Consider the following 24,454-nt stretch of genomic DNA (forward strand, 5'->3'; position numbering starts at 1 on the left):
TGGTCAAATGGGTCGCCTCAGGCCTTGGCCCGGCTTTCCAGGACCTCAACGGCCGGCAGCACTTTGCCTTCGACAAATTCGAGGAATGCGCCACCACCGGTGGAAATGTAGGAGATCTGGTCAGCAACGCCATATTTATCGATGGCCGCCAGGGTGTCGCCACCGCCAGCAATCGAGAACGCCGAGCTTTCAGCGATAGCCTGGGCCAGGACTTTGGTGCCGTTGCCGAACTGGTCGAATTCAAACACGCCCACCGGGCCGTTCCACAGGATGGTCTTGGACGACTTCAGCAACTCGGCGAAATTCGCCGCGGTCTGTGGGCCGATGTCCAGGATCATGTCGTCGGCAGCCACGTCGGCGATCAGTTTTACAGTAGCCGTGGCGCTTTCAGCGAATTCCTTGGCAACCACCACGTCCACTGGCAGCGGCACGCTGACCTTGGCGGCGATGGCGCGGGCGGTGTCCAGCAGGTCCGGTTCGTACAGGGACTTGCCGACCGGGTGACCGGCTGCGGCCAGGAAAGTGTTGGCAATGCCGCCGCCGACGATCAACTGGTTGCAGATCTGGCTCAGGCTGTTGAGCACGTCGAGTTTGGTCGACACCTTGGAGCCGGCCACGATGGCGGCCATTGGCTGGGCCGGAGCGCCGAGGGCTTTGCCCAGTGCGTCCAGTTCAGCGGCCAGCAACGGGCCAGCCGCAGCGACTGTGGCGAACTTGGCCACGCCGTGGGTCGAACCCTCGGCACGGTGAGCGGTGCCGAAGGCGTCCATCACGAACACGTCGCACAGGGCGGCGTATTGCTGGGCCAGTTCGTCAGCGTTCTTTTTCTCGCCTTTGTTGAAGCGCACGTTTTCGAACAGCACGATGTCGCCGGCCTTCACGTCAACGCCGCCCAGGTAATCGGCTACCAGCGGCACTTCGCGGCCCAGGGCCTTGCTCAGGTAGTCAGCCACTGGCTTGAGGCTGTTCTCGGCCGAGAACTCGCCTTCGGTCGGACGGCCAAGGTGCGAGCAGACCATCACGGCCGCGCCTTTTTCCAGGGCCAGCTTGATGGTCGGCAGCGAGGCCAGGATACGCGCATCGCTGGTGACCACACCGTCCTTGACTGGGACGTTGAGGTCTTCGCGGATCAGTACGCGCTTACCTTGCAGATCGAGGTCGGTCATCTTCAACACGGTCATGGGTCGCAATTCCTGAGTTACTGTTTTTTAGAGACAGAAAGTGGAGCGGCTATTTGCAGGTAGTGCTCTGCAACGTCCAGCATTCGGTTGGCAAACCCCCATTCGTTGTCGAACCAGGCCAGGATGTTCACCAGCCGTGGGCCGGAAACGCGGGTCTGACTGGCATCGACGATGGCCGAATGTGGGTCGTGGTTGAAATCACAACTGGCGTGAGGCAACTCGGTGTAAGCCAGCAGGCCTTTAAGCGGACCGCTGGTGGCGGCCTCGCGCAGTATCCGGTTGACCTCGGTGGCGTCGGTGTCGCTTACGGTTTGCATCGTAATGTCGAGGCACGACACGTTCACCGTCGGCACCCGTACGGCTTTGGCCTGAATTCGCCCGGCAAGTTCCGGCAGCAGGCGTTCGATGCCGCGCGCCAGACCAGTGGACACCGGGATCACTGACTGGAACGCCGAACGGGTGCGGCGCAGGTCTTCGTGGTGATAGGCGTCGATCACCGGCTGATCATTCATCGCCGAGTGGATCGTGGTGATCGACACGTATTCCAGACCAATGGCCTGATCCAGCAGGCGCAACAACGGCACGCCGCAGTTGGTGGTGCAGGACGCGTTGGACACCAGCAGTTCGTCGCCGGTCAGGCAATCCTGGTTCACGCCGTAGACGATGGTGGCGTCGACATCCGCTTCGCTGGCCATCGGCTGGGAAAACAACACTCGCGGGGCGCCGGCGTCGAGAAAACGCTGGCCATCTTCACGGGTGTGATAAGCGCCGGAGCATTCCAGCACCAGATCGACGCCCAGGGACGCCCAATCGATGCCTTCGGGGGTGGCACTGCGCAGGACCTTCACGCAGTCACCATTAATATGCAGACAATCGTCCTCAACCCGCACTTCGCCGGGAAAACGCCCGTGAGTGGAGTCAAAGCGTGTCAGGTATTCGATGCTGGCCATGTCCGCCAGATCGTTGATCGCGACAATTTCAAACCCAGCCGTCGAGCCTCGCTCAAACAACGCACGCAAGACGCAACGACCAATCCGGCCGTAGCCGTTGAGTGCAACTTTGTAGGGACGCGGTTGAGGCATGGGGTTCTCGATGGACGCAGGCAGACAAATTCTCGTTAACAACACAGTCCTCGTAGGAGCTGTCGAGTGAAACGAGGCTGCGATCTTTTGATCCTGATCTTAAAAAACAAGATCAAAAGATCGCAGCCTCGTTTCACTCGACAGCTCCTACGGGGGACCGCGGCAGCCAGGGCCACCGCGCTGTGTTTTAGTCTTCCAGCAGCTCTTCAGCCTGACCCAGGATGTTTTCCAGGGTGAAGCCGAACTCTTCGAACAAGGCTGGCGCAGGCGCCGACTCGCCGAAGGTGGTCATGCCGATAACGCGGCCTTCCAGGCCCACGTACTTGTACCAGTAGTCCGCGTGAGCGGCTTCGATGGCGATACGGGCGCTGACTTGCAACGGCAGAACCGCTTGCTTGTAGCCGGCGTCCTGGGCATCGAACACGCTGGTGCACGGCATCGAAACGACGCGAACCTTGCGACCTTGCTCGGTCAGCTTGTCGTAAGCCTGAACCGCCAGGCCCACTTCCGAACCGGTAGAGATCAGGATCAGCTCAGGCTCGCCGGCGCAGTCCTTCAACACGTAACCGCCACGGGCGATGTCGGCAATCTGGCCGGCATCACGTTCCTGGTGCTGCAGGTTCTGACGGGAGAAGATCAGTGCCGAAGGGCCGTCCTTGCGCTCGATCGCCAGTTTCCAGCACACCGCCGATTCAACGGCATCGGCTGGACGCCAGGTGTCGAGGTTCGGCGTGCTGCGCAGGCTGGTCAGTTGCTCGATTGGCTGGTGGGTCGGGCCATCTTCGCCCAGGCCGATGGAGTCGTGGGTGTAGACAAACACCACGCGTTTCTTCATCAGCGAAGCCATGCGCACCGCGTTACGCGCGTATTCCATGAACATCAGGAAGGTCGCGCCGTAAGGCACCAGGCCGCCGTGCAAGGACACGCCATTCATGATCGCGCTCATGCCGAACTCGCGAACACCGTAGTACATGTAGTTGCCGCTGGCGTCTTCAGCCGAGACACCTTTGCAACCTTTCCACAGGGTCAGGTTGGAACCGGCCAGGTCAGCGGAGCCGCCCAGCAGTTCAGGCAGCAGCGGGCCATAGGCATTCAGTGCGTTCTGGCTGGCTTTACGGCTGGCGATGGTTTCGCCCTTGGCCGCGACTTCAGCAATATAAGCAGACGCTTTTTCCGCGAAGTCAGCTGGCAGTTCACCGCTCAGACGACGGACCAGCTCGTTGGCTTCGGTCGGGAATGCCGCGGAGTAAGCAGCGAAACGCTGATCCCACTCGGCTTCGACGGCGCGACCTTTTTCCTTGGCATCCCACTCGGCATAGATGTCGGCCGGGATTTCGAACGGCCCGTAGTTCCAGTTCAGTGCCTTGCGCGTCAGGGCGATTTCCGCGTCACCCAATGGGGCGCCGTGGCAATCTTCCTTGCCTTGCTTGTTCGGCGAACCGAAACCGATGGTGGTCTTGCAGCAGATCAGCGTCGGCAGCTCGCTTTTGCGCGCGGTTTCGATGGCGATCTTGATTTCTTCAGGGTCGTGACCGTCGACGTTGCGGATCACCTGCCAGTTGTAGGCTTCGAAACGCTTTGGCGTGTCGTCGGTGAACCAGCCTTCGACTTCGCCGTCGATGGAAATGCCGTTGTCATCGTAGAAGGCGATCAGTTTGCCCAGGCCCAAAGTACCGGCCAGGGAGCCGACTTCGTGGGAAATGCCTTCCATCATGCAGCCATCACCCAGGAACACGTAGGTGTGGTGGTCGACGATGTTGTGACCCGGACGGTTGAACTGCGCCGCCAGGACTTTTTCCGCCAGGGCAAAACCCACGGCGTTGGCCAGGCCTTGGCCCAGTGGACCGGTGGTGGTTTCAACGCCCGGGGTGTAGCCGAATTCCGGGTGACCCGGGGTGCGGCTGTGCAGTTGGCGGAAGTTTTTCAGGTCTTCGATCGACAGGTCGTAGCCGGTCAGGTGCAGCAGCGAGTAAATCAGCATCGAGCCGTGGCCGTTGGACAGCACAAAGCGGTCACGGTCGGCGAACGATGGATTGCTCGGGTTGTGCTTCAGGTAGTCACGCCACAGTACTTCGGCGATATCCGCCATACCCATAGGGGCACCGGGATGGCCGCTGTTGGCTTTTTGCACGGCATCCATGCTGAGGGCACGAATGGCGTTGGCACGCTCACGACGGCTTGGCATCGCTGTTCTCCTGAGGGTATTGAATCGAGAGTGAATAAAACGAAACGGAAAAAAGGCGAGCATTTTCCCTCACCCACCCGCCTCGGGGCAATGACAGATAGTCATCTGAAGGCGTTTTTCCGGTGGATAAAGTCGCATTCGCCCGGTGAAACCTTTCCGCACACGGTTTGTAGAGTGACCCTTTTCTCAAGAAGTGCCATCTATCGAGCAATATCAAAACTTTTTGATATTGCTCTTGCGAGGTTTTCTGACCATCACTAGACTGCTGGCCTTATGAATTTACGCGTGCCTTCCATTCAACATGACGATTGCGATGAGCTGGCGGCCCTGTGCAAGGCCGGCGGCGATCCTCTGCGGCTGAATGTATTGCGCGCACTGACCAACGATTCGTTTGGTGTGCTGGAACTGGCGCAGATCTTCGGCATTGGCCAGTCGGGCATGAGTCATCACCTCAAGGTGTTGGCCCAGGCCGACCTGGTGGCTACCCGCCGTGAAGGCAACGCGATTTTCTACCGGCGCGCCCTGCCCCACACCGACCTGCTGGGCGGCAAGCTGCACGCGGCCTTGCTGGAAGAAGTGGATAACCTGACCCTGCCTGCGGATGTGCAGTCGCGGATCGGTCAGGTCCATGGGCAACGGGCAGCGGCCAGCCAGGACTTTTTCTCACGGGTGGCGGAAAAGTTTCGCGCCCAGCAAGACCTGATCGCCGGCCTGCCGCAGTACCGCGAAAGCGTGGTGGCACTGCTCGACAAGCTGAGTTTCAGCGAAGGCGCCACGGCGATTGAAGTCGGCCCCGGCGACGGCGGTTTTCTGCCGGAACTGGCGCGCCGCTTCACTCAGGTCACGGCGCTGGACAACAGCCCGGCGATGCTCGAGCTAGCGCGCCAGGTCTGCGAACGTGAAACGCTGACTAATGTCAGCCTGCAATTGGCCGATGCACTGAATGGTGTGAGCCTTACCGCCGATTGCGTTGTACTGAACATGGTGCTGCACCATTTTGCCGCGCCGGCCGAAGCGCTCAAGCACATGGCCGGCTTGCTGCAACCAGGCGGTAGCCTGCTTGTGACAGAGTTATGTAGCCACAACCAGAGTTGGGCCAGGGAGGCCTGCGGTGATCTATGGTTGGGGTTTGAACAGGACGATTTGGCCCGTTGGGCCACCGCTGCGGGACTCGTTCCCGGGGAAAGCCTCTATGTAGGCTTACGCAATGGTTTCCAGATCCAGGTCCGCCATTTTCAGCGGCCGACTGGCGACACTCACCATCGGTAAATTCAGGAAAACATCGAGATGAGCGAATACTCCCTCTTCACCTCCGAGTCCGTGTCTGAAGGGCATCCGGACAAAATCGCCGACCAGATTTCCGATGCGGTGCTGGACGCCATCATTGCTGAAGACAAGTTCGCCCGTGTGGCGTGCGAGACTCTGGTTAAAACTGGCGTGGCAATCATCGCCGGTGAAGTCACCACGTCGGCCTGGGTCGATCTGGAAGAGATCGTACGTAACGTCATTCTGGACATCGGCTATAACAGCTCCGATGTCGGCTTCGACGGCGCCACTTGCGGTGTGATGAACATCATCGGCAAGCAGTCCCCTGACATCAACCAGGGCGTTGACCGTGCCAAGCCTGAAGATCAGGGCGCTGGCGACCAGGGCCTGATGTTCGGCTACGCCAGCAACGAAACCGAAGTGCTGATGCCAGCACCGATCACGTTCTCGCACCAGCTTGTGCAAAGGCAAGCCGAGGCCCGTAAATCCGGCCTGCTGCCTTGGCTGCGCCCGGACGCCAAGTCGCAAGTGACTTGCCGTTACGAAGGCGGCAAGGTTGTTGGTATCGACGCCGTTGTTCTGTCGACCCAGCACAATCCTGAAGTGTCGTACAAAGACCTGCGCGAAGGCGTGATGGAGCTGATCGTCAAGCACGTGCTGCCTGCCGAACTGCTGACCAAAGACACCCAGTTCCACATCAACCCGACTGGCCAGTTCATCATCGGTGGCCCGGTTGGCGACTGCGGCCTGACCGGTCGCAAGATCATCGTCGACAGCTACGGCGGCATGGCCCGTCACGGCGGTGGCGCATTCTCCGGTAAAGATCCATCGAAGGTTGACCGTTCGGCCGCCTACGCTGGTCGTTACGTGGCCAAGAACATCGTCGCGGCTGGCCTGGCCGAGCGTTGCGAGATTCAGGTTTCCTACGCGATCGGTGTGGCCCAGCCTACGTCGATTTCGTTGAACACCTTCGGCACCGGCAAAATCAGCGACGACAAAATCGTCAAACTGGTTCGCGAAGTGTTCGACCTGCGTCCATACGCCATCACCACCATGCTCGACCTGCTGCACCCGATGTACCAGGAGACCGCTGCGTACGGCCACTTCGGTCGCACTCCGCAAACCAAGACTGTGGGCGAAGACACTTTCACCACGTTCACTTGGGAAAAGACCGACCGCGCCGATTCGCTGCGCGCTGCTGCCGGCCTGTAAGACTTCCCTGGCGGTACCAAAAGCCCCGTACGGCTCGCGCCGTGCGGGGCTTTTTCATGGAAGAAGATCAAAAGATCGCAGCCTTCGGCAGCTCCTACATTGGCTCGACGTACGACTGTAGGAGCTGCCGAAGGCTGCGATCTTTTGATCTTTCGCGCTCGAAACACCCCGAAAAACACCCCGGACTCACAAACCGCAAGACCGACTAGCCTTTCAAGCATCCCAATGAGCAAGGACGCTCTCGATGCTCCCCAACCTGCGCCTGTTTTTCGCCCTGCTGCTGGCATCCCTGACCGCCAACGCCGCCGACTGCCCCGATTGGCCAGCCGCCCGCGCCCAGGTCGAAATCACCACTGCGCAACAGCAAATCGACCGCTGGGACGACAGCTACCACCGCAACGGCCACTCACTGATCGCCGACGAACTCTACGACCAGTCCCACGCCCGACTTACGCAATGGCGCACCTGCTTCAACCTCGGCGCTACTGCCAAGCCGCTACGAACGGCGGGCGGCAAGGTGCCTCATCCCATCACCCACACCGGCCTGGAAAAACTCCACGATGAGCGTGCAGTAGAAATCTGGCTGCGTGACCGCAAGGACGTCTGGATTCAACCCAAGGTCGATGGCGTGGCCGTGTCATTGATTTATCGCAACGGCTTGCTGCATCAGGCGATCAGTCGGGGCGACGGAATCAACGGCCAGGACTGGACCGCCTCCGCCCGCCAGATCGCCGCCATTCCCAGGCAACTGGTGAAACCGCTGGATTTGCTGGTGCAAGGCGAACTCTATTGGCGCCTGACCGATCACGTGCAAGCCCAGGCCGGGAGCCTCAACGCCCGCGCCACCGTGGCCGGGTTGATGGCGCGCAAATCGTTGAGTGTCGAGCAGGCCGCCGGGATCGGACTGTTTGTATGGGACTGGCCCCAAGGTCCGGCAAACCTACCTGCCCGGGTGGCGGAGCTGAATAAGTTGGGTTTCCCGACCACCGAGACCTACAGCCAACCGATCAATACATTCGCCGACGCCGAACACTGGCGCGACCACTGGTATCGCTCCCCAATGCCATTCGCCAGCGACGGCATCGTCCTGCGCCAGGATCAACGCCCCTCCGCCGAGCGCTGGCAAGCCCGGCCGTCTTACTGGAGCGTCGCCTGGAAATACCCTTTCGCCCAGGCACTGGCCGAGGTGCGCAAGGTCAACTTCAAGATCGGCCGGACCGGGCGGATCACACCCGTACTGGAGCTTTTGCCGGTGAAGCTCGATGACCGGCAGATCAAGCGCGTGAGCGTCAGCTCCCTGCAACGCTGGGAGCAACTGGACATTCGTCCCGGCGATCAAGTCGCCATCAGCCTCGCGGGCCTGACCATCCCCAGGCTAGATGATGTGGTGCTGCGCAGCACCGAACGCCCGGAAATAAACGCACCGCTGGCAGCAGACTTTCACCACTTGAGCTGCTGGCAACCGACACCGGGGGGCGAGAGTCAATTCCTTGCGCGACTGACCTGGCTCAGCGGCAAGCAGGGCTTGGCTCTGCCGCACGTCGGTCCTGGCACCTGGGAGAAACTTCTCGAAACAGGCCGCCTCAACAGCCTGCTGGATTGGTTGACCCTCGATGCCCAAGAGCTTGCTAACATTGACGGCTTCGGCGAGCGCAGCAGTGCTCGTCTTCTGAACAGTTTTGAAAGTGCCCGGCAACGTCCTTTCGCTCGCTGGCTCAAAGCGCTGGGTTTGCCGCCGACCGGCCAGGCGCAGCTCGCCGATTCATGGCAGGCCCTGGCGCAACGCAGCAACGAACAATGGCAGACCGAAGCGGGTATCGGCCCGGGTCGCGCGGCGCAATTGAGCGCGTTTTTCCGCGACCCGCAGGTCCTGGCCTTGAGTGAAACATTACGTATGGCAGGCATTGACGGTTTTTAGCGACCAACAATGCCTGTCAGCCCGGGAACCCAACGGTGGCGCTGCGCTCAAACAGCCCATTGCCACATTGATCCGATTGCCCTTTCGCATGGAGCTTTTATGAAACTTCTTTCACCGCTCGCCCTGTTGGTCATTTGTGGCGTGATGGCCGCTCCACTGATGGCCGCCGAAGAAATCCCGGAACTGACCGGCTGCGCAGCCAAGAAACAGGGCATCGTCAACCAGATCGAGTTGGCCAAGAGCCACGGCAATGCCGATCAGCAGGCCGGCCTCCAGACTGCCCTGGACGAAGTCACCGCCCACTGCACTGACGCCTCCTTGAAGAAGGAACGGGAAAACAAGGTGCTCGACGCCAAGCATGAAGTCAGCAAGCGTCAGGCCGATCTCGACAAGGCCATGAGCAAAGGCGATGCCGAGAAGATCAACAAACGCAAAGACAAACTCGCCGAGTCCCGCAAGGAATTGCAGGATGCGTTGGATGAACTGGATAAGTAAGCAAAGGTAAGACTCGGAGACTTGTGTCGATTTTCAGGCAGCCGTCGCGAGCAAGCCCGCTCCCACATTTGAACGCATTCTCCGGTGGGAGCGGGCTTGCTCGCGAAGACGTCAGCCAGAACACCGCAAATCAATGATCCCGAAACTGTTTATGGCACGCACTGCAGGCATCTTCGACTTTCTGCACCGCCGGCCCAAGGTTGCTGGCCTTGTACGGCTGGACCTTGCTGGCAATCACCAATTCACCGGTGGCGCCTTCAAGGTTGCGGGCCATTTCCTGGAAACGTGCCTGCTGCTGCCACACGTTGTCCTTGGCGCTGGTGTGATCTTCTTCACGCACCTGCGGAAAATGTTTCCACGGCTCATGGGACAAAGCGTCGAGTTTCGTCGCGCCTTCAGCGAATTTCGGCCCATCGAACGGGATACGACCACGCAACATGCCACCCAGGTCTTCGCCGGTCTTGAGCATTTGCTTGAAAATCGCCTTGCGCTGACCCAGCGGAGAGTTCGGGTCGACACCGCCACAGGCGGACAAGGTCAGGCAGGCCAGCAATACAACAGAGAGTCTTTTAAGAGTCATGGTGGCTTCAGGTCACGGGGAACGGCGGCCAGTATCCTCGCGTCATCGTTAAAGACCAATAGCCCTATTATCAATAAGGGTTGTCTGAGCGCATGGAGCACTCAGGCAACCGTCAAAGGAATTACTCCATGAACAGCCGTTTCAAGGCATGGCGCCCCCGCCTCGCCTGGACCCTTCCGATGGTAGCCGTGCTCGTTGGCTGCACCGGCGGCGAAAACAACACACCGAAAACCCACGCACTGGCCACGTACACCAGCGCCACGTGGGAAGCATTACCGGCTGTGTCCGACAACGATCTGGTGGCCGGCTTCGGTTCCTGGCGCAGCGCCTGCACACGCCTCAAGGCGGACCCGGTCTGGGGCACGACCTGCGCAGCGTCTGCCAATGTGCCGCAAACCGCTGGCGAGATTCGTGGTTTCCTCAAACAGAACCTGGACGTCTACGGCCTTCGCGCCGCCAACGACAATCCCAACGGCCTGATCACCGGCTACTACGAACCGGTTTACCCCGGAAGCCTGACTCAGACTGAAGTGGCGAACATTCCGGTGTACGGCGTGCCCGAGGACATGATCATTGTGTCCCTGGACAGCATTTACCCGGAACTCAAGGGCAAACGCCTGCGCGGTCGACTTGAAGGCCGGGTACTCAAACCGTATGACGACGCCGCCACCATTGAGAGCAAAGGGGTCAAGGCACCGGTCGTTGCCTGGCTGACCGATCCGATGAACCTGCAGTTCCTGCAAATCCAGGGCTCCGGTCGCATCCAGCTCGACAGTGGTCGCCAGCTGCGCATCGCTTATGCCGACCAGAACGGCCACCCGTATCGGCCGATCGGCCGCTGGCTGGTCGATCAGGGTGAGTTGAAGAAGGAAGACGTGACCATGGGCGCCATCAGCACCTGGGCCAAGGCCAATCCGTCGCGCATTCCGCAACTGCTCGGCAGCAATCCCAGCTACGTGTTTTTCACCCAGAACCCGGACAGCAACGAAGGGCCACGCGGCTCGCTGAACGTTCCGCTCACTGCCGGTTACAGCGCAGCGGTGGATCGCAAAGTGATTCCGTTGGGCAGTCTGTTGTGGCTGTCGACCACTAAACCGGATGGCAGTGCACTGGTACGCCCGGTTGCGGCTCAAGACACTGGCGGCGCGATTGCCGGCGAAGTGCGTGCGGACCTGTTCTGGGGCACTGGCGAGGCGGCCGGGCAACTGGCCGGCGACATGAAACAGCATGGGCAGATCTGGATGTTGTGGCCTAAGGGTGCGGCGTTGCCGACAGTTCCTCAGGTGGCTGATGCGGTGAAGCCTTGAGTCATCTATTGGACGTTCGATAGCTTTCGCGAGCAAGCCCGCTCCCACAATTGGAATGCGTTCCAATGTGGGAGCGGGCTTGCTCGCGAAGAGGCCCTCAATAACGCCGAAAAACTCAACGGCCAGACTCAGACCGACACAAAAAAGAAACTCGCAATCAACCCCATCCCAACAAACCACACCAACGACCGCAAGATCGCCCAGTCCGCCAGATAGCAAATGATGTACAGCAGACGACTGGTGATAAACAGCACCGCCAGCACGTTGACCGTCACCAACTGCGCCGTGCCCACCAGGTGCGCCACGATCACCGCAGCCGCAAACGCCGGCATCACTTCGAAGCTGTTCAACTGCGCCGCATGTGCCCGTCTGGCGAAACCATTCAGCGACTCGAGAAAGTCCCGAGGATCATGGTTGTCTTGCAACCTGTATCCGCCACTGGCCTTGGCGACGGCCGTGCAGATATAGGGCAGGAAAATCGCGATCAATACGCACCACAGAGCAACCGTCATAAAGCAGTCCCTTCTTCAATTTTAGAAATTCGAGCGCCGGTCAAAACTTCATCACCAGCATGCCGATCAGCACCAGCCCACAGGCTAAGAGCCGTGGCCGGCCGAAAGGTTCTTTCAAGTAGCGCATGCCGAACAACACCACCAGAATCACACTGATCTCGCGCAATGCCGCCGCTTCGGCAATCGAGCCCAGTTGCATCGCCCACAGCACCAGAGCGTAGCTGAACAACACGCAAAACCCGACCGCCAGCCCCAGCCGCCACTGCTCACGCCAGAACAGCATGAACGCCGGCCGCTTGCGCACCAACGCCAGCAACGGGAATGGCCAGGCACTGAGCAACGTGACCCAGACCAGGTAATCCAGCGGATGGGACCAGCGCCGCAACGCCTGACCATCGATGAAGGTGTAACAACCGATGCACAAGCCGATCAGCGCCACCACCGGCAACATCGACCACGGCAATCGCGCACCGCCACCGCCCTGCCAGAGCAGGCACAGCATGCCGAACGGGATCAGCAAAATGCCGAAGATCTGCTGATTCGTCAGCACTTCCCCGGCGAAGATCAGCGTCAGCGCCAGGACCACCAACGGTGAGAGGCCGCGCATCAGCGGATAAACCAGGCCCAGGTCGCCGACCCGATAGGCCTGAATCAACAGATATCGATAGAGCAACTCAAACGCCGCCGACGCCAGAATCCACGGCCAGATGTCCATCGGTGGCAAGTTCACGAACGGCAGCATCACGGCGACAAACAACATCGCCACACTGTCCATGCAGGCCACTACCAGCAACCGCTCGGCGCTGAATTTGATCAAGGTATTCCACGCCGCATGCAACAGCGCCGCCACCAACACCAGTGCTGTTGCAAGCACGGCACACTCCTTCTGTTGCCCACCCCACCCCTGTAGGAGCGAGGCTTGCCCGCGGAGGCAATCTCAAGAACGCCTTCGCCGACAAGCCGTGCTCCTACCCGAAGCGGGGCAGATAATTGATTCGCCATATGTCCGCAGCTGTTTATACTGCAAGCGACCACGCCGCACTCAGTTGCGCACAGACTAATTCCAATAATTCCTGCCCCCGCCCGCGCTCATCGAGCACGGTCGTCGGCATGCGTATGCCTGATCACAGCGTCAAGACTACCGACAGAGACCTTGCGCATGCCACTCGCCTTGCTTGCCCTCGCTGTTGCCGCGTTCGGCATCGGCACCACTGAATTCGTCATCATGGGCTTGCTGCCCGATGTTGCCCGCGACCTCGCCGTGAGCATTCCCCACGCCGGCCTGCTGATCACCGGTTACGCCTTGGGCGTAGTGTTCGGCGCGCCGATCCTGGCAATCGGCACCGCCAACATGCCGCGTAAAGCCACGCTGCTGGGAATGACGTTGATGTTTATCCTCGGCAACATACTGTGTGCGTTGGCGCCGAATTACGCGACGTTGATGGCCGCCCGGGTGGTCACCGCGCTGTGCCACGGCGCGTTCTTCGGCATCGGCTCCGTGGTCGCGGCAGGTTTGGTTGCCCCAAACAAACGGGCCCAGGCGATTGCCATGATGTTCACCGGCCTGACCCTGGCGAACGTGCTCGGCGTGCCATTGGGCACGGCGCTTGGGCAGTATGCCGGCTGGCGCTCGACGTTCTGGGCGGTGTCGGTGATTGGTGTGATTGCGGCCATTGCCCAGTGGGTCTGGCTACCGAAAGACATCGCCATGGACAAAGCCAACCTGGCCAGCGAGTTCAAGGTGCTGGGCAAGGTCAACGTGCTGCTGGCTTTGGGGATGAGCGTTCTGGCGTCCACCAGCCTGTTTAGCGTGTTCACGTATATCGCGCCGATCCTGCAAGACATCACCGGCGTCAGCCCCCACGGTGTGACCATCATGCTGCTGTTGTTCGGCGTTGGCCTGACAGCGGGCAGCATGCTCGGTGGCCGGTTGGCCGACAGTCGCTTGCTGCCTTCCCTGGTGGGCATGGCGTTGGCTGTCGTCGTGGTGTTGACGGCGTTCAGCCAGACCAGCCACTCGGCAATTCCGGCGGCGATTACGTTGGTGCTGTGGGGGATTTTTGCGTTTGCCCTGTGCCCGATCCTGCAACTGCTGATTATCGATCAGGCGCATGAAGCGCCGAATCTGGGTTCAACGTTGAACCAGAGTGCATTCAACCTCGGCAACGCCGCCGGCGCCTGGATTGGCGGGCTGGTGGTTGCCAGTGGCGCGGACCTGGCAGACTTGCCGTGGACCGGCGCGCTGGTCAGTGGCTTGACGGTGCTGACGGCGCTTTTCTACATCTACCTGCAACGTCGTGGCGCGGCTGCGGTCAATGTGACCGGCTGAATAATTGCGTTGTTCCGGAGATTGCTTTCGCGAGCAAGCCCGCTCCCACACTTGATCCCCGTCATACACAAAATCTGTGTTCACTGAAGATCCAATGTGGGAGCGGGCTTGCTCGCGAAGAAACCAACTCGGTGCAACTGCCCGAAACCCATTTCTCACCTCCCATCCAAAGGACCCCGGATGCTTGAACTTGTCGCTGCGTTTATCTGCCTCACCTCCCTCCTCACCTACGTGAACTTCCGCTTCATCGGCCTGCCGCCGACTATCGGCGTCATGGTCACCGCGCTGATGTTTTCCCTGCTGTTGCAAGGCCTGAGCTTCATCGGTTATCCCGGTCTCGAAGAACGTGTACAGCAACTGATCGGCCAGATCGATTTCGGTGATCTGCTGATGAACTGGATGCTGTCCTTCCTGCTGTTCGCCGGCGCTCTGCACGTCAACCTGAACGACTTGCGCAGTTACCGCTGGCCCATCGGTCTGTTGGCGACGTTCGGTGTGTTGATCGCCACAGCAGTAATCGGCAGCCTCGCCTATTACATTTTTGCCCTGTTCGGCTGGCACGTGAGCTTCCTCTATTGCCTGCTGTTCGGTACGCTGATTTCCCCCACCGATCCGATTGCGGTACTCGGTGTGCTGCGGACCGCCAACGCGTCCAAGCCACTGAAAACCACGATTGTCGGTGAATCGCTGTTCAATGACGGCACGGCCGTGGTGGTGTTCACCGTGCTGCTGGGCATCGCGCAACTGGGCGAAACCCCAACGGTCGGCGCTACGGCCATGCTGTTCGTCCACGAGGCCATTGGCGGCGTGCTGTTTGGCGGGCTGATCGGGTACCTGGTGTACCTGATGATCAAGAGCATCGAGCAGCATCAGATCGAAGTGATGCTGACCCTGGCGCTGGTGATCGGCGGTTCGGCCATGGCCTCGGAGCTACACGTTTCCGCACCGATCGCGATGGTGGTCGCCGGCCTGATCATCGGCAACCTGGGTCGCAACCTGGCGATGAACGACATGACCCGAAAGTACCTGGACGGTTTTTGGGAGCTGCTCGATGACATGCTCAACGCCTTGCTGTTCGCACTGATCGGCATGGAACTGTTGCTGCTGCCGTTCAATTGGCTACACGTGCTGGCCGCGAGTTTACTGGCGGCGGCCATTCTGCTGTCGCGCCTGCTGACGGTGGCCCCGGCCATTCTGCTGCTTCGGCGCTGGCGCACCGTTCCGCGCGGGACGATCCGCATTCTGACCTGGGGTGGTTTGCGTGGCGGGGTTTCGGTGGCGCTGGCCCTGGCGTTGCCGCTGGGCCCCGAGCGCGATCTGATCTTGAGCATCACCTACATCGTGGTGCTGTCGTCGATCCTGTTGCAGGGTTTGAGCATCGGCAAACTGGTCAAGCACGTCACCAAGGATGAGCCTGCGCCAACGGCACAGGCCGGGCATCACTGATTACTTCTTGAGCTTGCGCGGATCGGGCTGCTGATCCGCGCCCTGCTTCGGCGGCCCGCTTTCGCTGCGGATCTGCGCATGACTGATCAGCGCGAAGATGCAGCTGCCGCCGATGATGTTCCCGGCCAGGGTCGGCCCGGCGAACACCAGCCAGAAATCCTTCCACGGCAACTCGCCGGCAAACACCAGGTACGAGACCTCGGCCGAACCAACCACGATGTGAGTGAAATCCCCCAGCGCCATCAGATAGGTGATGAGGATGATGATCCACATCTTGGCGCTCTCCATGGACGGAATCATCCAGACCATGGTGGCGATCATCCAGCCGGAGATGATGCCTTTGGCGAACATCTGGCTGGCGCTGTTTTCCATGATTTTGCGACCGATCTCGAGGAAGGCCAGGTCGGTCTTGGAGTCGAAAATCGGCAGGTGCAGCATCACATAGGCCACCAGCAACGTGCCGCACAGGTTGCCAAATAACACCACACTCCACAGGCGGATCAACCGACCAAAATTGCTCAGTGTGGGTTTGGTCATGACCGGCAGCACCGCCGTCAGGGTGTTTTCGGTGAACAGCTGCTGGCGCGCCAGAATGACCGCGAGGAAACCCGCGCAGTAACCGAAACTGGCGATGACCTTGAAGCCTTCACCGTCCGGCAGACGCGAGTTGAGCAGCCCCATGGCCATCAGCGACAGGCCCATGGTCAGGCCGGCGGCCAGCGCCGACCACCACAACGCCGCTACGCTGCGCTCCAGTTCCTGATCGCCCTGGGTGCGGATGATTTCATGCAACACCGCCGCACGGGGCGGCTGGTTCTTGTCGACGTCGTGCTGTTCTTCAGCCGAGAGGTTCGGGGTCTTGCCGTCTTTTTGAGTGTCCATGGAGCTCCGGAACCGGTGGCGTGTCATGTAGGTACGACACGCTGGGTTCGGAGCTGTTCACTGGCCCGTTAAATCAACGGTGACCTACCGGCCGCCTTCGCGAGCACGCCCGCTCCCACAAGGGAAATGCGTTCCTCTGTGGGAGCGGGCTTGCTCGCGAAGGGAGCACCGCCGATCTCAATCGCCGACGACTTCATCCTTGAACTGGTCTTTGACGTACAGGATCTCGGTCCGCCCGTGCGGAGCCGGCAAGCCGTCTTCACCGAGGTTGACGAAGACCATCCTTTCCACCGTCAGGATGCTTTTGCGCGTGATCTTGTTGCGCACTTCGCAGGTCAGGGTGATCGAGGTGCGGCCGAACTCGGTGGCGGTAATGCCCAGTTCGATAATGTCGCCCTGGCGCGAGGCGCTGACAAAGTTGATTTCGGAAATGTACTTGGTGACCACGCGCTGGTTGCCCAGCTGGACGATGGCGTAGATCGCCGCTTCTTCGTCGATCCAGCGCAACAGGCTGCCGCCGAACAGCGTGCCGTTGGGGTTGAGGTCTTCGGGTTTTACCCATTTGCGGGTGTGGAAATTCATGTTCACTCCTGAGCGTCTTGCCGAATGATGGGCGCCATCATGGCAGAGCCCGACCTAGAGCTCTATTAAGCATCGACTATGGTCTCGATTACCGTTCAGAGATTGATCAACAGAAAGGCTTTGGAAGATCAGCATAGCCCGCTATAATCGCCTCCGTTTCAAAACGGTAACGTTGCATTGATACCGTTTTCCCGCCACCTGTCCGAGGGGCGCTGCAGCAGGTTCGACCTGTCAGGCTCGGATGGGGCGTTGCCTGGTCATCATCGACCGGACACTAAACGCACAACGGCGCCCATTCGCATACATTACGAATGGAGGCTCATCATGAGCGCTGTTATCACGCCTGCAGATTTTACCGATTACAAAGTTGCCGACATGTCCCTGGCTGCCTGGGGTCGTCGCGAAACCATCATCGCCGAATCCGAAATGCCAGCCCTGATGGGTCTGCGCCGCAAGTACGCCGGTGAGCAGCCGCTCAAAGGCGCCAAGATCCTCGGCTGCATCCACATGACCATTCAGACTGCCGTGCTGATCGAAACCCTGGTTGCCCTGGGTGCCGAAGTTCGCTGGTCGTCTTGCAACATTTTCTCGACTCAAGACCAGGCCGCTGCTGCTATCGCCGCTGCCGGCATCGCGGTGTATGCCTGGAAAGGCGAAACCGAAGAAGAGTACGAGTGGTGCCTTGAGCAAACCATCCTGAAAGATGGCGCGCCTTGGGATGCCAACATGATCCTCGACGACGGCGGCGACCTGACCGAGCTGCTGCACAAGAAATACCCGGCGATCCTGGACCGCGTCCACGGCGTCACCGAAGAAACCACCACCGGCGTTCACCGCCTGCTGGACATGCTGGCCAAGGGCGAGCTGAAAATCCCTGCCATCAACGTCAACGACTCGGTGACCAAGAGCAAGAACGACAACAAGTACGGCTGCCGTCACAGCCTGAACGATGCGATCAAGCGCGGTACCGACCACCTGTTGTCCGGCAAGCAAGCGCTGGTCATCGGTTACGGTGACGTGGGCAAGGGCTCGGCCCAGTCCCTGCGTCAGGAAGGCATGATCGTTAAAGTTTCCGAAGTCGACCCGATCTGCGCCATGCAAGCCTGCATGGACGGTTTCGAACTGGTTTCGCCGTTCATCGACGGTATCAACACCGGCACCGAAGAAAGCATCGACAAAGCACTGCTGGGCAAGATCGACCTGATCGTGACCACCACCGGCAACGTCAATGTTTGCGACTCGAACATGCTCAAAGCCCTGAAGAAGCGCGCTGTTGTCTGCAACATCGGCCACTTCGACAACGAAATCGACACCGCTTTCATGCGCAAGAACTGGGCATGGGAAGAAGTGAAGCCACAGGTTCACAAAATCCACCGTACCGGCCCTGGCGCATTCGATGCCCAGAACGACGACTACCTGATCCTGCTGGCCGAAGGCCGTCTGGTTAACCTGGGTAACGCTACCGGTCACCCAAGCCGCATCATGGACGGTTCGTTTGCCAACCAGGTTCTGGCGCAAATCTTCCTGTTCGGTCAAAAGTACGCCGACCTGTCGCCAGCCCAGAAAGCCGAGCGCCTGACCGTTGAAGTACTGCCGAAGAAACTCGACGAAGAAGTGGCCCTGGAAATGGTCCGCGGTTTCGGCGGCGTCGTGACTCAACTGACCAAGACCCAGGCCGACTACATCGGCGTGACCGTCGAAGGCCCGTTCAAGCCGCACGCTTACCGCTACTGATCGGTCCTGATGTCCGCCCTGCATTGTGGGGCGGACTCATCGCTCTGTAGGAGCGAAGCTTGCTCGCGAACGCTTCACCACGGTGTTCCTGAAACACCGCGGCGCCAGAATTCGCGAGCAAGCTTCGCTCCTACAGTAAGCGCAGCGCCTGCAAGGCTTAAGCGTTTCCAAGGATATGACCATGTCCCAAGACCGTCGCTACAGCTTCGAGTTCTTCCCGACCAAGACCGATGCTGGGCATGAAAAGCTACTGGCCACTGCCCGTCAGCTGGCAACCTACAACCCCGACTTCTTTTCCTGCACCTATGGCGCTGGCGGTTCGACCCGTGATCGCACCATCAACACCGTGTTGCAGCTCGAAAGCGAAGTCAAAGTCCCTGCCGCACCGCATTTGTCCTGCGTTGGCGACAGCAAGGACGACCTGCGTGGCCTGCTGACGCAATACAAGGCAGCCGGCATTACCCGCATCGTTGCCCTGCGCGGTGACCTGCCTTCGGGCATGGGCATGGCCAGCGGTGAACTGCGCCACGCCAACGACCTGGTTCAATTCATTCGTGAAGAGACCGGCGATCATTTCCACATCGAAGTTGCCGCTTACCCGGAAATGCATCCGCAAGCACGCAATTTCGAAGACGATTTGAACAACTTCGTGCGCAAGGCCAACGCTGGCGCCGACAGTGCGATCACCCAGTACTTCTTCAACGCCGACAGCTACTTCTACTTCGTCGAGCGTGTACGGGCGATGGGCGTGAACATCCCGATCGTGCCGGGGATCATGCCGATCACCAACTACAGCAAACTCGCGCGCTTCTCCGATGCCTGCGGTGCGGAAATCCCGCGCTGGATCCGCAAGCAACTGGAAGCCTACGGCGACGACACCCAAAGCATTCAAGGCTTTGGTGAGCAAGTCATCACCGAGATGTGCGAACGCCTGCTGCAAGGTGGCGCTCCGGGGCTGCACTTCTACACGTTGAACCAGGCTGAACCGAGCCTGGCGGTGTGGAATAACCTGAAGTTGCCGCGGTAAGAAACAAGCAAAAAACGAAACAAAGGCAGGATCAAAAGATCGCAGCCTTCGGCAGCTCCTACATTGGGTACGTGTAATCCCTGTAGGAGCTGCCGAAGGCTGCGATCTTTTGCTTTCAACGCCCTTTTATTGTGCAGCAACATACTGAGATAGAGCTTCTGCGGCCAGTTTCTGGCTCTTTACGGTTTCTCGTCGTAATCTCAAGCCATGCCTTTGATCACGCAGTTACTGACCGTGCTTCTTTTCACTTGCCTGAGCTTTGCCGCTCGGGGCGAGAAATTGCGCATTGTCACGGAACCGTGGGCGCCTTATGTGTACGAGGAAAACGGCAAATCCCTGGGCCTGGACTACGAAACCACCGCCATCGTCTTCAAACGCCTGGGGATCGAAGTGGAATGGCAATTCCTGCCGTGGAAGCGCTGCCTGTCGATGCTCGACACCGGCCAGGCCGACGGCGCGCTGGATATTTTCCACAGCGACGAACGCGACGCCACCCTGCTCTACCCCAGCGAACCGCTCTCCGAAGTCGAGTTCGTGATGTTCTACGCCAACGAACGGCCCCATCCGTTCAGCACGCTCAATGATCTGAAAGGCCTGACCATCGGCACCTCGCCGGGTTATCTGTACAGCGAGGACTTCAGTGGCTCGACACTGTTTACCCGCGAACCCGCGCCGACCCACGAAGCCAACTTCGGCAAACTGCTGCGCGGACGGATCGACCTACTGATCACTGATCGCCGGGTCGGCCAGCATTTGCTCGACGAATTGAAAATCCGCGATCAGATCACCGAAAACCCCACGATTATCAGCCACCAGAGCCAGTATCTGGCGGTTCGGCGCAACGCTGGCATGGATTTGCTGGTGCAGCGTTTTGGTGCCGAGCTCAAGCGTTTCAAACGCGAGCCCGCGTATGCTGAGCTTAGCGCTCGCTATGGCGCCAGTCCGGCCGCGGTCGTGCAGGCGACAAGTGCTTCCGCCACCAGCGGAAAAACCGTTGAGCAGCAGGAAAGCGGCGCGCAGTGATTGCTCTGTTATACTCCGGCCTTCCCGCCAGGCTCACGCCCGGACGCTCGGAATCGTTCAAGGCATCTCGACCCCGCTACAGCGCAGCTTTTCAGCCCGCGCGAGCGCTCCAGACGAGCCTTCGAAACCCAGCAGGACCGGACGGGATTGCGTTCCTCTTAAACGCCATTCGCGCCAGGCAAGACTCCCATTGGGCCAAGCCCTAACTAAAACAGGATTACTCATGTCCTTTGCTTCCCTCGGTCTCTCCGAGGCTTTAGTCCGCGCCATCGAGGCAGCGGGCTATACCGAGCCTACTCCGGTGCAACAGCGGGCCATTCCCGCCGTGTTGCAAGGTCGCGACCTGATGGTCGCGGCACAGACAGGTACTGGTAAAACCGGCGGCTTCGCCCTTCCGATTCTGGAGCGGTTGTTCCCCAACGGTCACCCGGACAAATCCCAGCGTCACGGCCCGCGCCAACCGCGCGTACTGGTTCTGACCCCTACCCGCGAACTCGCGGCTCAAGTACACGAGAGCTTCAAGGTCTATGCCCGTGACCTGAAGTTCGTCAGCGCCTGCATCTTCGGCGGTGTCGGCATGAACCCTCAGGTTCAGGCCATGTCCCGCGGTGTTGACGTGCTGGTGGCCTGCCCGGGCCGCCTGCTCGACCTCGCCGGCCAAGGCAGCGTCGATTTGTCCCACGTGGAAATCCTCGTGCTGGACGAAGCCGACCGCATGCTCGACATGGGCTTTGTCCATGACGTGAAAAAGGTCTTGGCTCGTTTGCCGAGCAAACGTCAGAACTTGCTGTTCTCGGCGACGTTCTCCAAAGACATTACCGACCTCGCCGGCAAGCTGCTGCACAACCCGGAACGCATCGAAGTCACGCCGCCGAACACCACGGTCGAGCGTATCGAACAACGCGTGTTCCGTCTGGCCGCCAGCCACAAGCGTTCGCTGCTGGCACACCTGATCACCGCCGGCGCCTGGGAACAGGTTCTGGTCTTCACCCGCACCAAGCACGGCGCCAACCGCCTGGCCGAGTACCTGGACAAACACGGCCTGAGCGCCGTCGCCATCCACGGTAACAAGAGCCAGAACGCTCGCACCAAAGCCCTGGCCGACTTCAAGGCCGGTGAAGTGCGCATCCTGGTTGCCACCGACATCGCCGCTCGCGGCCTCGACATCGACCAATTGCCACACGTGGTCAACTTCGAACTGCCAAACGTCGACGAAGACTACGTGCACCGTATCGGCCGTACTGGCCGTGCCGGTCGTTCGGGCGAGGCGATCTCGCTGGTTGCCCCGGACGAAGAAAAACTGCTGAAAAGCATCGAGCGCATGACCAAGCAGAAGATTGCCGACGGCAACCTGATGGGCTTCGACTCCAGCGCTGTAGAAGCCGAGAAGCCAGAAGTCCGCGAGCGTCCGGATGTGCGTAACCCGCGCAACCCACGTGGCCCGCGCGGTGACGGTCCGAACGGCACTGGCGGTGGCGGCGGCCGTAAAGACAAAGGCAAGGACAAGGGCGGCAAGGAAAAAGCACCTGCTGCCACTGGTCGCGGCGATCGCCCGGCCCGTGAACACAAGCCACGCGAAGGTACCCCGGCTCGCGAGCAACAGCGTCCGGCGCCACGCGCTGCCGCTGCTGACCGTGCTCCGGACGAGTTCCTGGATGACGACGTGGATAACTTCGGTAACCGCGTTGACTACGTGCCTCAAGCCAAACCGGCTCAGGGCCGTGGTCGTCGTCCGGGTGCTCCGGCACAAGGCGCGGCAGCAGGCGCTGGCGCTGGCACTCCGCGCACCGGCGGCAAGCCTCAGGGTCGCCAAAGCGGTCCGCGCAGCAGCGACGGCGCCACCACCGGCACGCCACCAGCCAAGCGCAGCGGCCCACGCAACGGCGCTCCACGTGACGGTCAGGCCCGCCGCGAAGAGTCCCGCAACCGCCGCCCGGCCCGTGACGACCAGCCTCGTTCGGAACCAGCCGTGCAAAACCCGCGTGGCCCGGCACCGAAGATCATCCATAAAGAGTCGAAAACCGATCGGTTCCCGACTCCTGAGCAACTGGATCAACTGCCAGGCCGCCCGCGCGGCGAGAAACCAGCGTTGCTGACCCGCAATCGTTGATTTAACGCCGCAATAAAAAATGCCCCGGATCGCGAGATTCGGGGCATTTTTGTTTCCAGAGACAACCCCCATCCCCTGTGGGAGCGGGCTTGCTCGCGAAAGCGGTCTGTCATTTAACTGAGATGGTGACTGATACGATGCCTTCGCGAGCAAGCCCGCTCCCACAGGGGAAATGTCGCGCTCATGCGGATTTTGGCAGGCAATAAAAAACGCCCCCGATCGCGAGATCGGGGGCGTTTTTGTTGAAGCGGCGAATGTTATTTCGCTTTCACACCTTCAAACGTGATGTACAGATCAACAGCATCAGACTGTGGACCCAGGTCCATCATCTTGCCGAAATCAGAACGCTTGATGCTGGTGGTGCCTTCGAAGCCGGCACGGTAGCCGCCCCATGGATCCTTGCCTTCACCCAGGAACGTGGCTTTGACCACGATTGGCTTGGTCACGCCGTGGATAGTCAGATCGCCGGCTACATCAGCAGTAACTTTGCCATCGGCGTTTTTGCCGGTGGTTTTAACGCTGGTGGAGACGAATGTCGCCTTGGCGAATTTATCCACTTCCAGGAAGTCTTTGCTGGAGATGTGCTTGTCGCGCTCAGCGTTGTTAGTGAAAACGCTGGCGGTGTTCACGTTGAACTCGATCTTGCTGTCTTCTGGCTTGGCAGCGTCGAAGCTGAACTTGCCGTCGATATCCTTGAAGGTACCGGTGATGTAGCTGTAGCCCAAGTGGCTGATCTTGAAGTCAACGAAAGCGTGCTGGCCAGTCTTGTCGACGGTGTAGTCAGCAGCCATTACGTTAGCGGACAGCAGGGCCGAACCGATTGCCAGAGCGGCGAGAGTCTTTTTCAACATGCTTTATTTCCTTTTGGAGTCGAGGTTGAATTTCAGGCTTTGCGACCGAGCATTCGCTTGAGGGTCACATCACGGTCAATAAAGTGGTGCTTCAATGCTGCCAACGCATGGAGACCGGAAAAAATTACCAGCGCCCACGCCAGGTACAGATGAATAGCACCCGCGGTATCTGCCTGGTCCGGTAGTCCGGAAACCAGTGCAGGCACTTCAAACCAGTCAAACACCGGAATCCCGACACCCTCTGCGGTGGAAATCAGGTAACCGGCAATCATCACAGCAAACAGACAGAGATACAGGAAGGCGTGCCCGAACTTGGCGCCCAGGCGCGTCATGCGGCTGTAACTGCTCAGGGTCGGTGGCGGTGGGCTAATCAAGCGCCACACCACGCGAAACAGCATTACCCCCAGCAGGATCAGGCCGATGCTCTTGTGGATATCCGGCCCTGCCTTACGCCAAGGGTCGTAATAGCCGAGGTCGACCATCCACAAACCCAGGGCAAACATACCGAACACCGTCAGCGCTACGGCCCAGTGCATGAAGATGCTGACCCAGCCGTAGCGAGAAGTAGAGTTTCGTAGTTGCATTGCCGAGTCCCTGTAAGTGCTGGCCCAAGACTATCGAGTTATCTATCGATTTAAAGCGGAAAATTTCGCTTTGAAATATCGAGAAATACGATCAAGAGTCTCTTAGGGATTAGTTAAGGAAAGATTAAAGACGCCAATGTGTGAAAAA

Annotated in this window: 21 protein-coding genes and 1 riboswitch; of the genes, 11 read left to right on the forward strand and 10 right to left on the reverse strand. The window is 59.8% G+C overall.

Going from position 1 to position 24,454, the window contains the following annotated elements; genetic code table 11:
- Nucleotides 1-17 precede the first annotated feature (17 nt).
- The 3 genes from ACWIKB_RS00835 to tkt form a co-directional block, all read right to left on the reverse strand.
- Complete coding sequence (locus tag ACWIKB_RS00835) at nt 18-1,181, reverse strand: phosphoglycerate kinase (RefSeq protein WP_475264936.1); 1,164 nt, start codon at nt 1,179-1,181, stop codon at nt 18-20.
- Between the two features lie 17 nt (nt 1,182-1,198).
- Nucleotides 1,199-2,263 (reverse strand): erythrose-4-phosphate dehydrogenase, encoded by a 1,065-nt coding sequence (epd, locus tag ACWIKB_RS00840; protein ID WP_475264937.1) that lies wholly within the window; start codon nt 2,261-2,263, stop codon nt 1,199-1,201.
- A gap of 187 nt (nt 2,264-2,450) precedes the next feature.
- Nucleotides 2,451-4,448, reverse strand: a complete 1,998-nt coding sequence (gene tkt / locus ACWIKB_RS00845; protein WP_475264938.1) for a transketolase — start codon at nt 4,446-4,448, stop codon at nt 2,451-2,453.
- Between the two features lie 273 nt (nt 4,449-4,721).
- Here tkt and ACWIKB_RS00850 point away from each other — a divergent pair, with 273 nt between their 5' ends.
- The 4 genes from ACWIKB_RS00850 to ACWIKB_RS00865 all read left to right on the forward strand — a co-directional run bounded on the left by ACWIKB_RS00850 (nt 4,722) and on the right by ACWIKB_RS00865 (nt 9,339).
- Nucleotides 4,722-5,717 carry an ArsR/SmtB family transcription factor gene (locus ACWIKB_RS00850; protein WP_475264939.1) on the forward strand — a complete coding sequence of 332 codons (996 nt, stop codon included), beginning with the start codon at nt 4,722-4,724 and terminating at the stop codon, nt 5,715-5,717.
- Between the two features lie 18 nt (nt 5,718-5,735).
- Complete coding sequence (gene metK / locus ACWIKB_RS00855; protein ID WP_475264940.1) at nt 5,736-6,926, forward strand: methionine adenosyltransferase; 1,191 nt, start codon at nt 5,736-5,738, stop codon at nt 6,924-6,926.
- A gap of 244 nt (nt 6,927-7,170) precedes the next feature.
- Entirely contained in the window at nt 7,171-8,844 is a 1,674-nt protein-coding gene (gene ligB, locus ACWIKB_RS00860; protein WP_475264941.1) for an NAD-dependent DNA ligase LigB, read from the forward strand.
- A 99-nt stretch (nt 8,845-8,943) separates the two neighbouring features.
- The gene (locus ACWIKB_RS00865; RefSeq protein WP_475264942.1) at nt 8,944-9,339 is read left to right on the forward strand and encodes a DUF1090 domain-containing protein; all 396 of its coding nucleotides are present in this window, start codon (nt 8,944-8,946) and stop codon (nt 9,337-9,339) included.
- Between the two features lie 130 nt (nt 9,340-9,469).
- On the opposite strand, the gene ACWIKB_RS00870 is transcribed toward ACWIKB_RS00865, so the two are convergent.
- Nucleotides 9,470-9,919, reverse strand: a complete 450-nt coding sequence (locus ACWIKB_RS00870; RefSeq protein ID WP_475264943.1) for a c-type cytochrome — start codon at nt 9,917-9,919, stop codon at nt 9,470-9,472.
- Between the two features lie 128 nt (nt 9,920-10,047).
- Here ACWIKB_RS00870 and mltA point away from each other — a divergent pair, with 128 nt between their 5' ends.
- Entirely contained in the window at nt 10,048-11,226 is a 1,179-nt protein-coding gene (gene mltA, locus ACWIKB_RS00875) for a murein transglycosylase A (protein ID WP_475264944.1), read from the forward strand.
- Nucleotides 11,227-11,354: 128 nt separating this feature from the next.
- On the opposite strand, the gene ACWIKB_RS00880 is transcribed toward mltA, so the two are convergent.
- Nucleotides 11,355-11,738, reverse strand: a complete 384-nt coding sequence (locus ACWIKB_RS00880) for an MAPEG family protein (RefSeq protein ID WP_475264945.1) — start codon at nt 11,736-11,738, stop codon at nt 11,355-11,357.
- Nucleotides 11,739-11,778: 40 nt separating this feature from the next.
- On the reverse strand, nt 11,779-12,612 hold the full coding sequence (locus tag ACWIKB_RS00885; protein ID WP_348122430.1) for an EamA family transporter: 834 nt from the start codon (nt 12,610-12,612) through the stop codon (nt 11,779-11,781).
- Between the two features lie 285 nt (nt 12,613-12,897).
- Between ACWIKB_RS00885 and ACWIKB_RS00890 the strand changes: the two genes are divergently transcribed.
- On the forward strand, nt 12,898-14,067 hold the full coding sequence (locus ACWIKB_RS00890) for an MFS transporter (RefSeq protein ID WP_475264946.1): 1,170 nt from the start codon (nt 12,898-12,900) through the stop codon (nt 14,065-14,067).
- A 180-nt stretch (nt 14,068-14,247) separates the two neighbouring features.
- A complete protein-coding gene (locus ACWIKB_RS00895; protein ID WP_475264947.1) occupies nt 14,248-15,513 on the forward strand; it encodes a cation:proton antiporter in 1,266 nt (421 codons plus the stop codon).
- Here ACWIKB_RS00895 and ACWIKB_RS00900 read toward each other — a convergent pair whose 3' ends face one another.
- Together ACWIKB_RS00900 and ACWIKB_RS00905 are read right to left on the reverse strand one after the other, a co-directional pair.
- Nucleotides 15,514-16,395 (reverse strand): formate/nitrite transporter family protein, encoded by an 882-nt coding sequence (locus tag ACWIKB_RS00900; protein WP_475264948.1) that lies wholly within the window; start codon nt 16,393-16,395, stop codon nt 15,514-15,516.
- Between the two features lie 177 nt (nt 16,396-16,572).
- On the reverse strand, nt 16,573-16,977 hold the full coding sequence (locus ACWIKB_RS00905) for an acyl-CoA thioesterase (RefSeq protein WP_403022924.1): 405 nt from the start codon (nt 16,975-16,977) through the stop codon (nt 16,573-16,575).
- A 198-nt stretch (nt 16,978-17,175) separates the two neighbouring features.
- Nucleotides 17,176-17,278: riboswitch (S-adenosyl-L-homocysteine riboswitch) on the forward strand.
- Nucleotides 17,279-17,301: 23 nt separating this feature from the next.
- Here ACWIKB_RS00905 and ahcY point away from each other — a divergent pair.
- The 4 genes from ahcY to ACWIKB_RS00925 all read left to right on the forward strand — a co-directional run bounded on the left by ahcY (nt 17,302) and on the right by ACWIKB_RS00925 (nt 22,871).
- A complete protein-coding gene (ahcY, locus tag ACWIKB_RS00910) occupies nt 17,302-18,711 on the forward strand; it encodes an adenosylhomocysteinase (RefSeq protein WP_401327723.1) in 1,410 nt (469 codons plus the stop codon).
- 181 nt (nt 18,712-18,892) lie between these two features.
- A complete protein-coding gene (gene metF / locus ACWIKB_RS00915) occupies nt 18,893-19,738 on the forward strand; it encodes a methylenetetrahydrofolate reductase [NAD(P)H] (RefSeq protein ID WP_475264949.1) in 846 nt (281 codons plus the stop codon).
- Between the two features lie 207 nt (nt 19,739-19,945).
- A complete protein-coding gene (locus tag ACWIKB_RS00920; RefSeq protein WP_475264950.1) occupies nt 19,946-20,761 on the forward strand; it encodes a substrate-binding periplasmic protein in 816 nt (271 codons plus the stop codon).
- 223 nt (nt 20,762-20,984) lie between these two features.
- Nucleotides 20,985-22,871, forward strand: a complete 1,887-nt coding sequence (locus ACWIKB_RS00925; protein WP_475264951.1) for a DEAD/DEAH box helicase — start codon at nt 20,985-20,987, stop codon at nt 22,869-22,871.
- 257 nt (nt 22,872-23,128) lie between these two features.
- On the opposite strand, the gene ACWIKB_RS00930 is transcribed toward ACWIKB_RS00925, so the two are convergent.
- Nucleotides 23,129-23,722, reverse strand: a complete 594-nt coding sequence (locus tag ACWIKB_RS00930) for a YceI family protein (protein WP_407010199.1) — start codon at nt 23,720-23,722, stop codon at nt 23,129-23,131.
- Between the two features lie 32 nt (nt 23,723-23,754).
- Complete coding sequence (locus ACWIKB_RS00935) at nt 23,755-24,306, reverse strand: cytochrome b (RefSeq protein WP_475264952.1); 552 nt, start codon at nt 24,304-24,306, stop codon at nt 23,755-23,757.
- Nucleotides 24,307-24,454: the final 148 nt, after the last annotated feature.

It is taken from the genome of Pseudomonas sp. 5Vm1k, from assembly GCF_056161485.1.

Coding starts and splice junctions, on each gene's coding strand:
- ACWIKB_RS00870 (WP_475264943.1), bottom strand. CDS start 9,919: ATGACTCTTAAAAGACTCTCTGTTGTATTGCTGGCCTGCCTGACCTTG.
- ACWIKB_RS00890 (WP_475264946.1), top strand. CDS start 12,898: ATGCCACTCGCCTTGCTTGCCCTCGCTGTTGCCGCGTTCGGCATCGGC.
- ACWIKB_RS00930 (WP_407010199.1), bottom strand. CDS start 23,722: ATGTTGAAAAAGACTCTCGCCGCTCTGGCAATCGGTTCGGCCCTGCTG.
- ACWIKB_RS00905 (WP_403022924.1), bottom strand. CDS start 16,977: ATGAATTTCCACACCCGCAAATGGGTAAAACCCGAAGACCTCAACCCC.
- ahcY (WP_401327723.1), top strand. CDS start 17,302: ATGAGCGCTGTTATCACGCCTGCAGATTTTACCGATTACAAAGTTGCC.
- ACWIKB_RS00865 (WP_475264942.1), top strand. CDS start 8,944: ATGAAACTTCTTTCACCGCTCGCCCTGTTGGTCATTTGTGGCGTGATG.
- ligB (WP_475264941.1), top strand. CDS start 7,171: ATGCTCCCCAACCTGCGCCTGTTTTTCGCCCTGCTGCTGGCATCCCTG.
- ACWIKB_RS00935 (WP_475264952.1), bottom strand. CDS start 24,306: ATGCAACTACGAAACTCTACTTCTCGCTACGGCTGGGTCAGCATCTTC.
- mltA (WP_475264944.1), top strand. CDS start 10,048: ATGAACAGCCGTTTCAAGGCATGGCGCCCCCGCCTCGCCTGGACCCTT.
- ACWIKB_RS00835 (WP_475264936.1), bottom strand. CDS start 1,181: ATGACCGTGTTGAAGATGACCGACCTCGATCTGCAAGGTAAGCGCGTA.
- ACWIKB_RS00850 (WP_475264939.1), top strand. CDS start 4,722: ATGAATTTACGCGTGCCTTCCATTCAACATGACGATTGCGATGAGCTG.
- ACWIKB_RS00880 (WP_475264945.1), bottom strand. CDS start 11,738: ATGACGGTTGCTCTGTGGTGCGTATTGATCGCGATTTTCCTGCCCTAT.
- metF (WP_475264949.1), top strand. CDS start 18,893: ATGTCCCAAGACCGTCGCTACAGCTTCGAGTTCTTCCCGACCAAGACC.
- metK (WP_475264940.1), top strand. CDS start 5,736: ATGAGCGAATACTCCCTCTTCACCTCCGAGTCCGTGTCTGAAGGGCAT.
- ACWIKB_RS00920 (WP_475264950.1), top strand. CDS start 19,946: ATGCCTTTGATCACGCAGTTACTGACCGTGCTTCTTTTCACTTGCCTG.
- ACWIKB_RS00925 (WP_475264951.1), top strand. CDS start 20,985: ATGTCCTTTGCTTCCCTCGGTCTCTCCGAGGCTTTAGTCCGCGCCATC.
- ACWIKB_RS00895 (WP_475264947.1), top strand. CDS start 14,248: ATGCTTGAACTTGTCGCTGCGTTTATCTGCCTCACCTCCCTCCTCACC.
- epd (WP_475264937.1), bottom strand. CDS start 2,263: ATGCCTCAACCGCGTCCCTACAAAGTTGCACTCAACGGCTACGGCCGG.
- tkt (WP_475264938.1), bottom strand. CDS start 4,448: ATGCCAAGCCGTCGTGAGCGTGCCAACGCCATTCGTGCCCTCAGCATG.
- ACWIKB_RS00900 (WP_475264948.1), bottom strand. CDS start 16,395: ATGGACACTCAAAAAGACGGCAAGACCCCGAACCTCTCGGCTGAAGAA.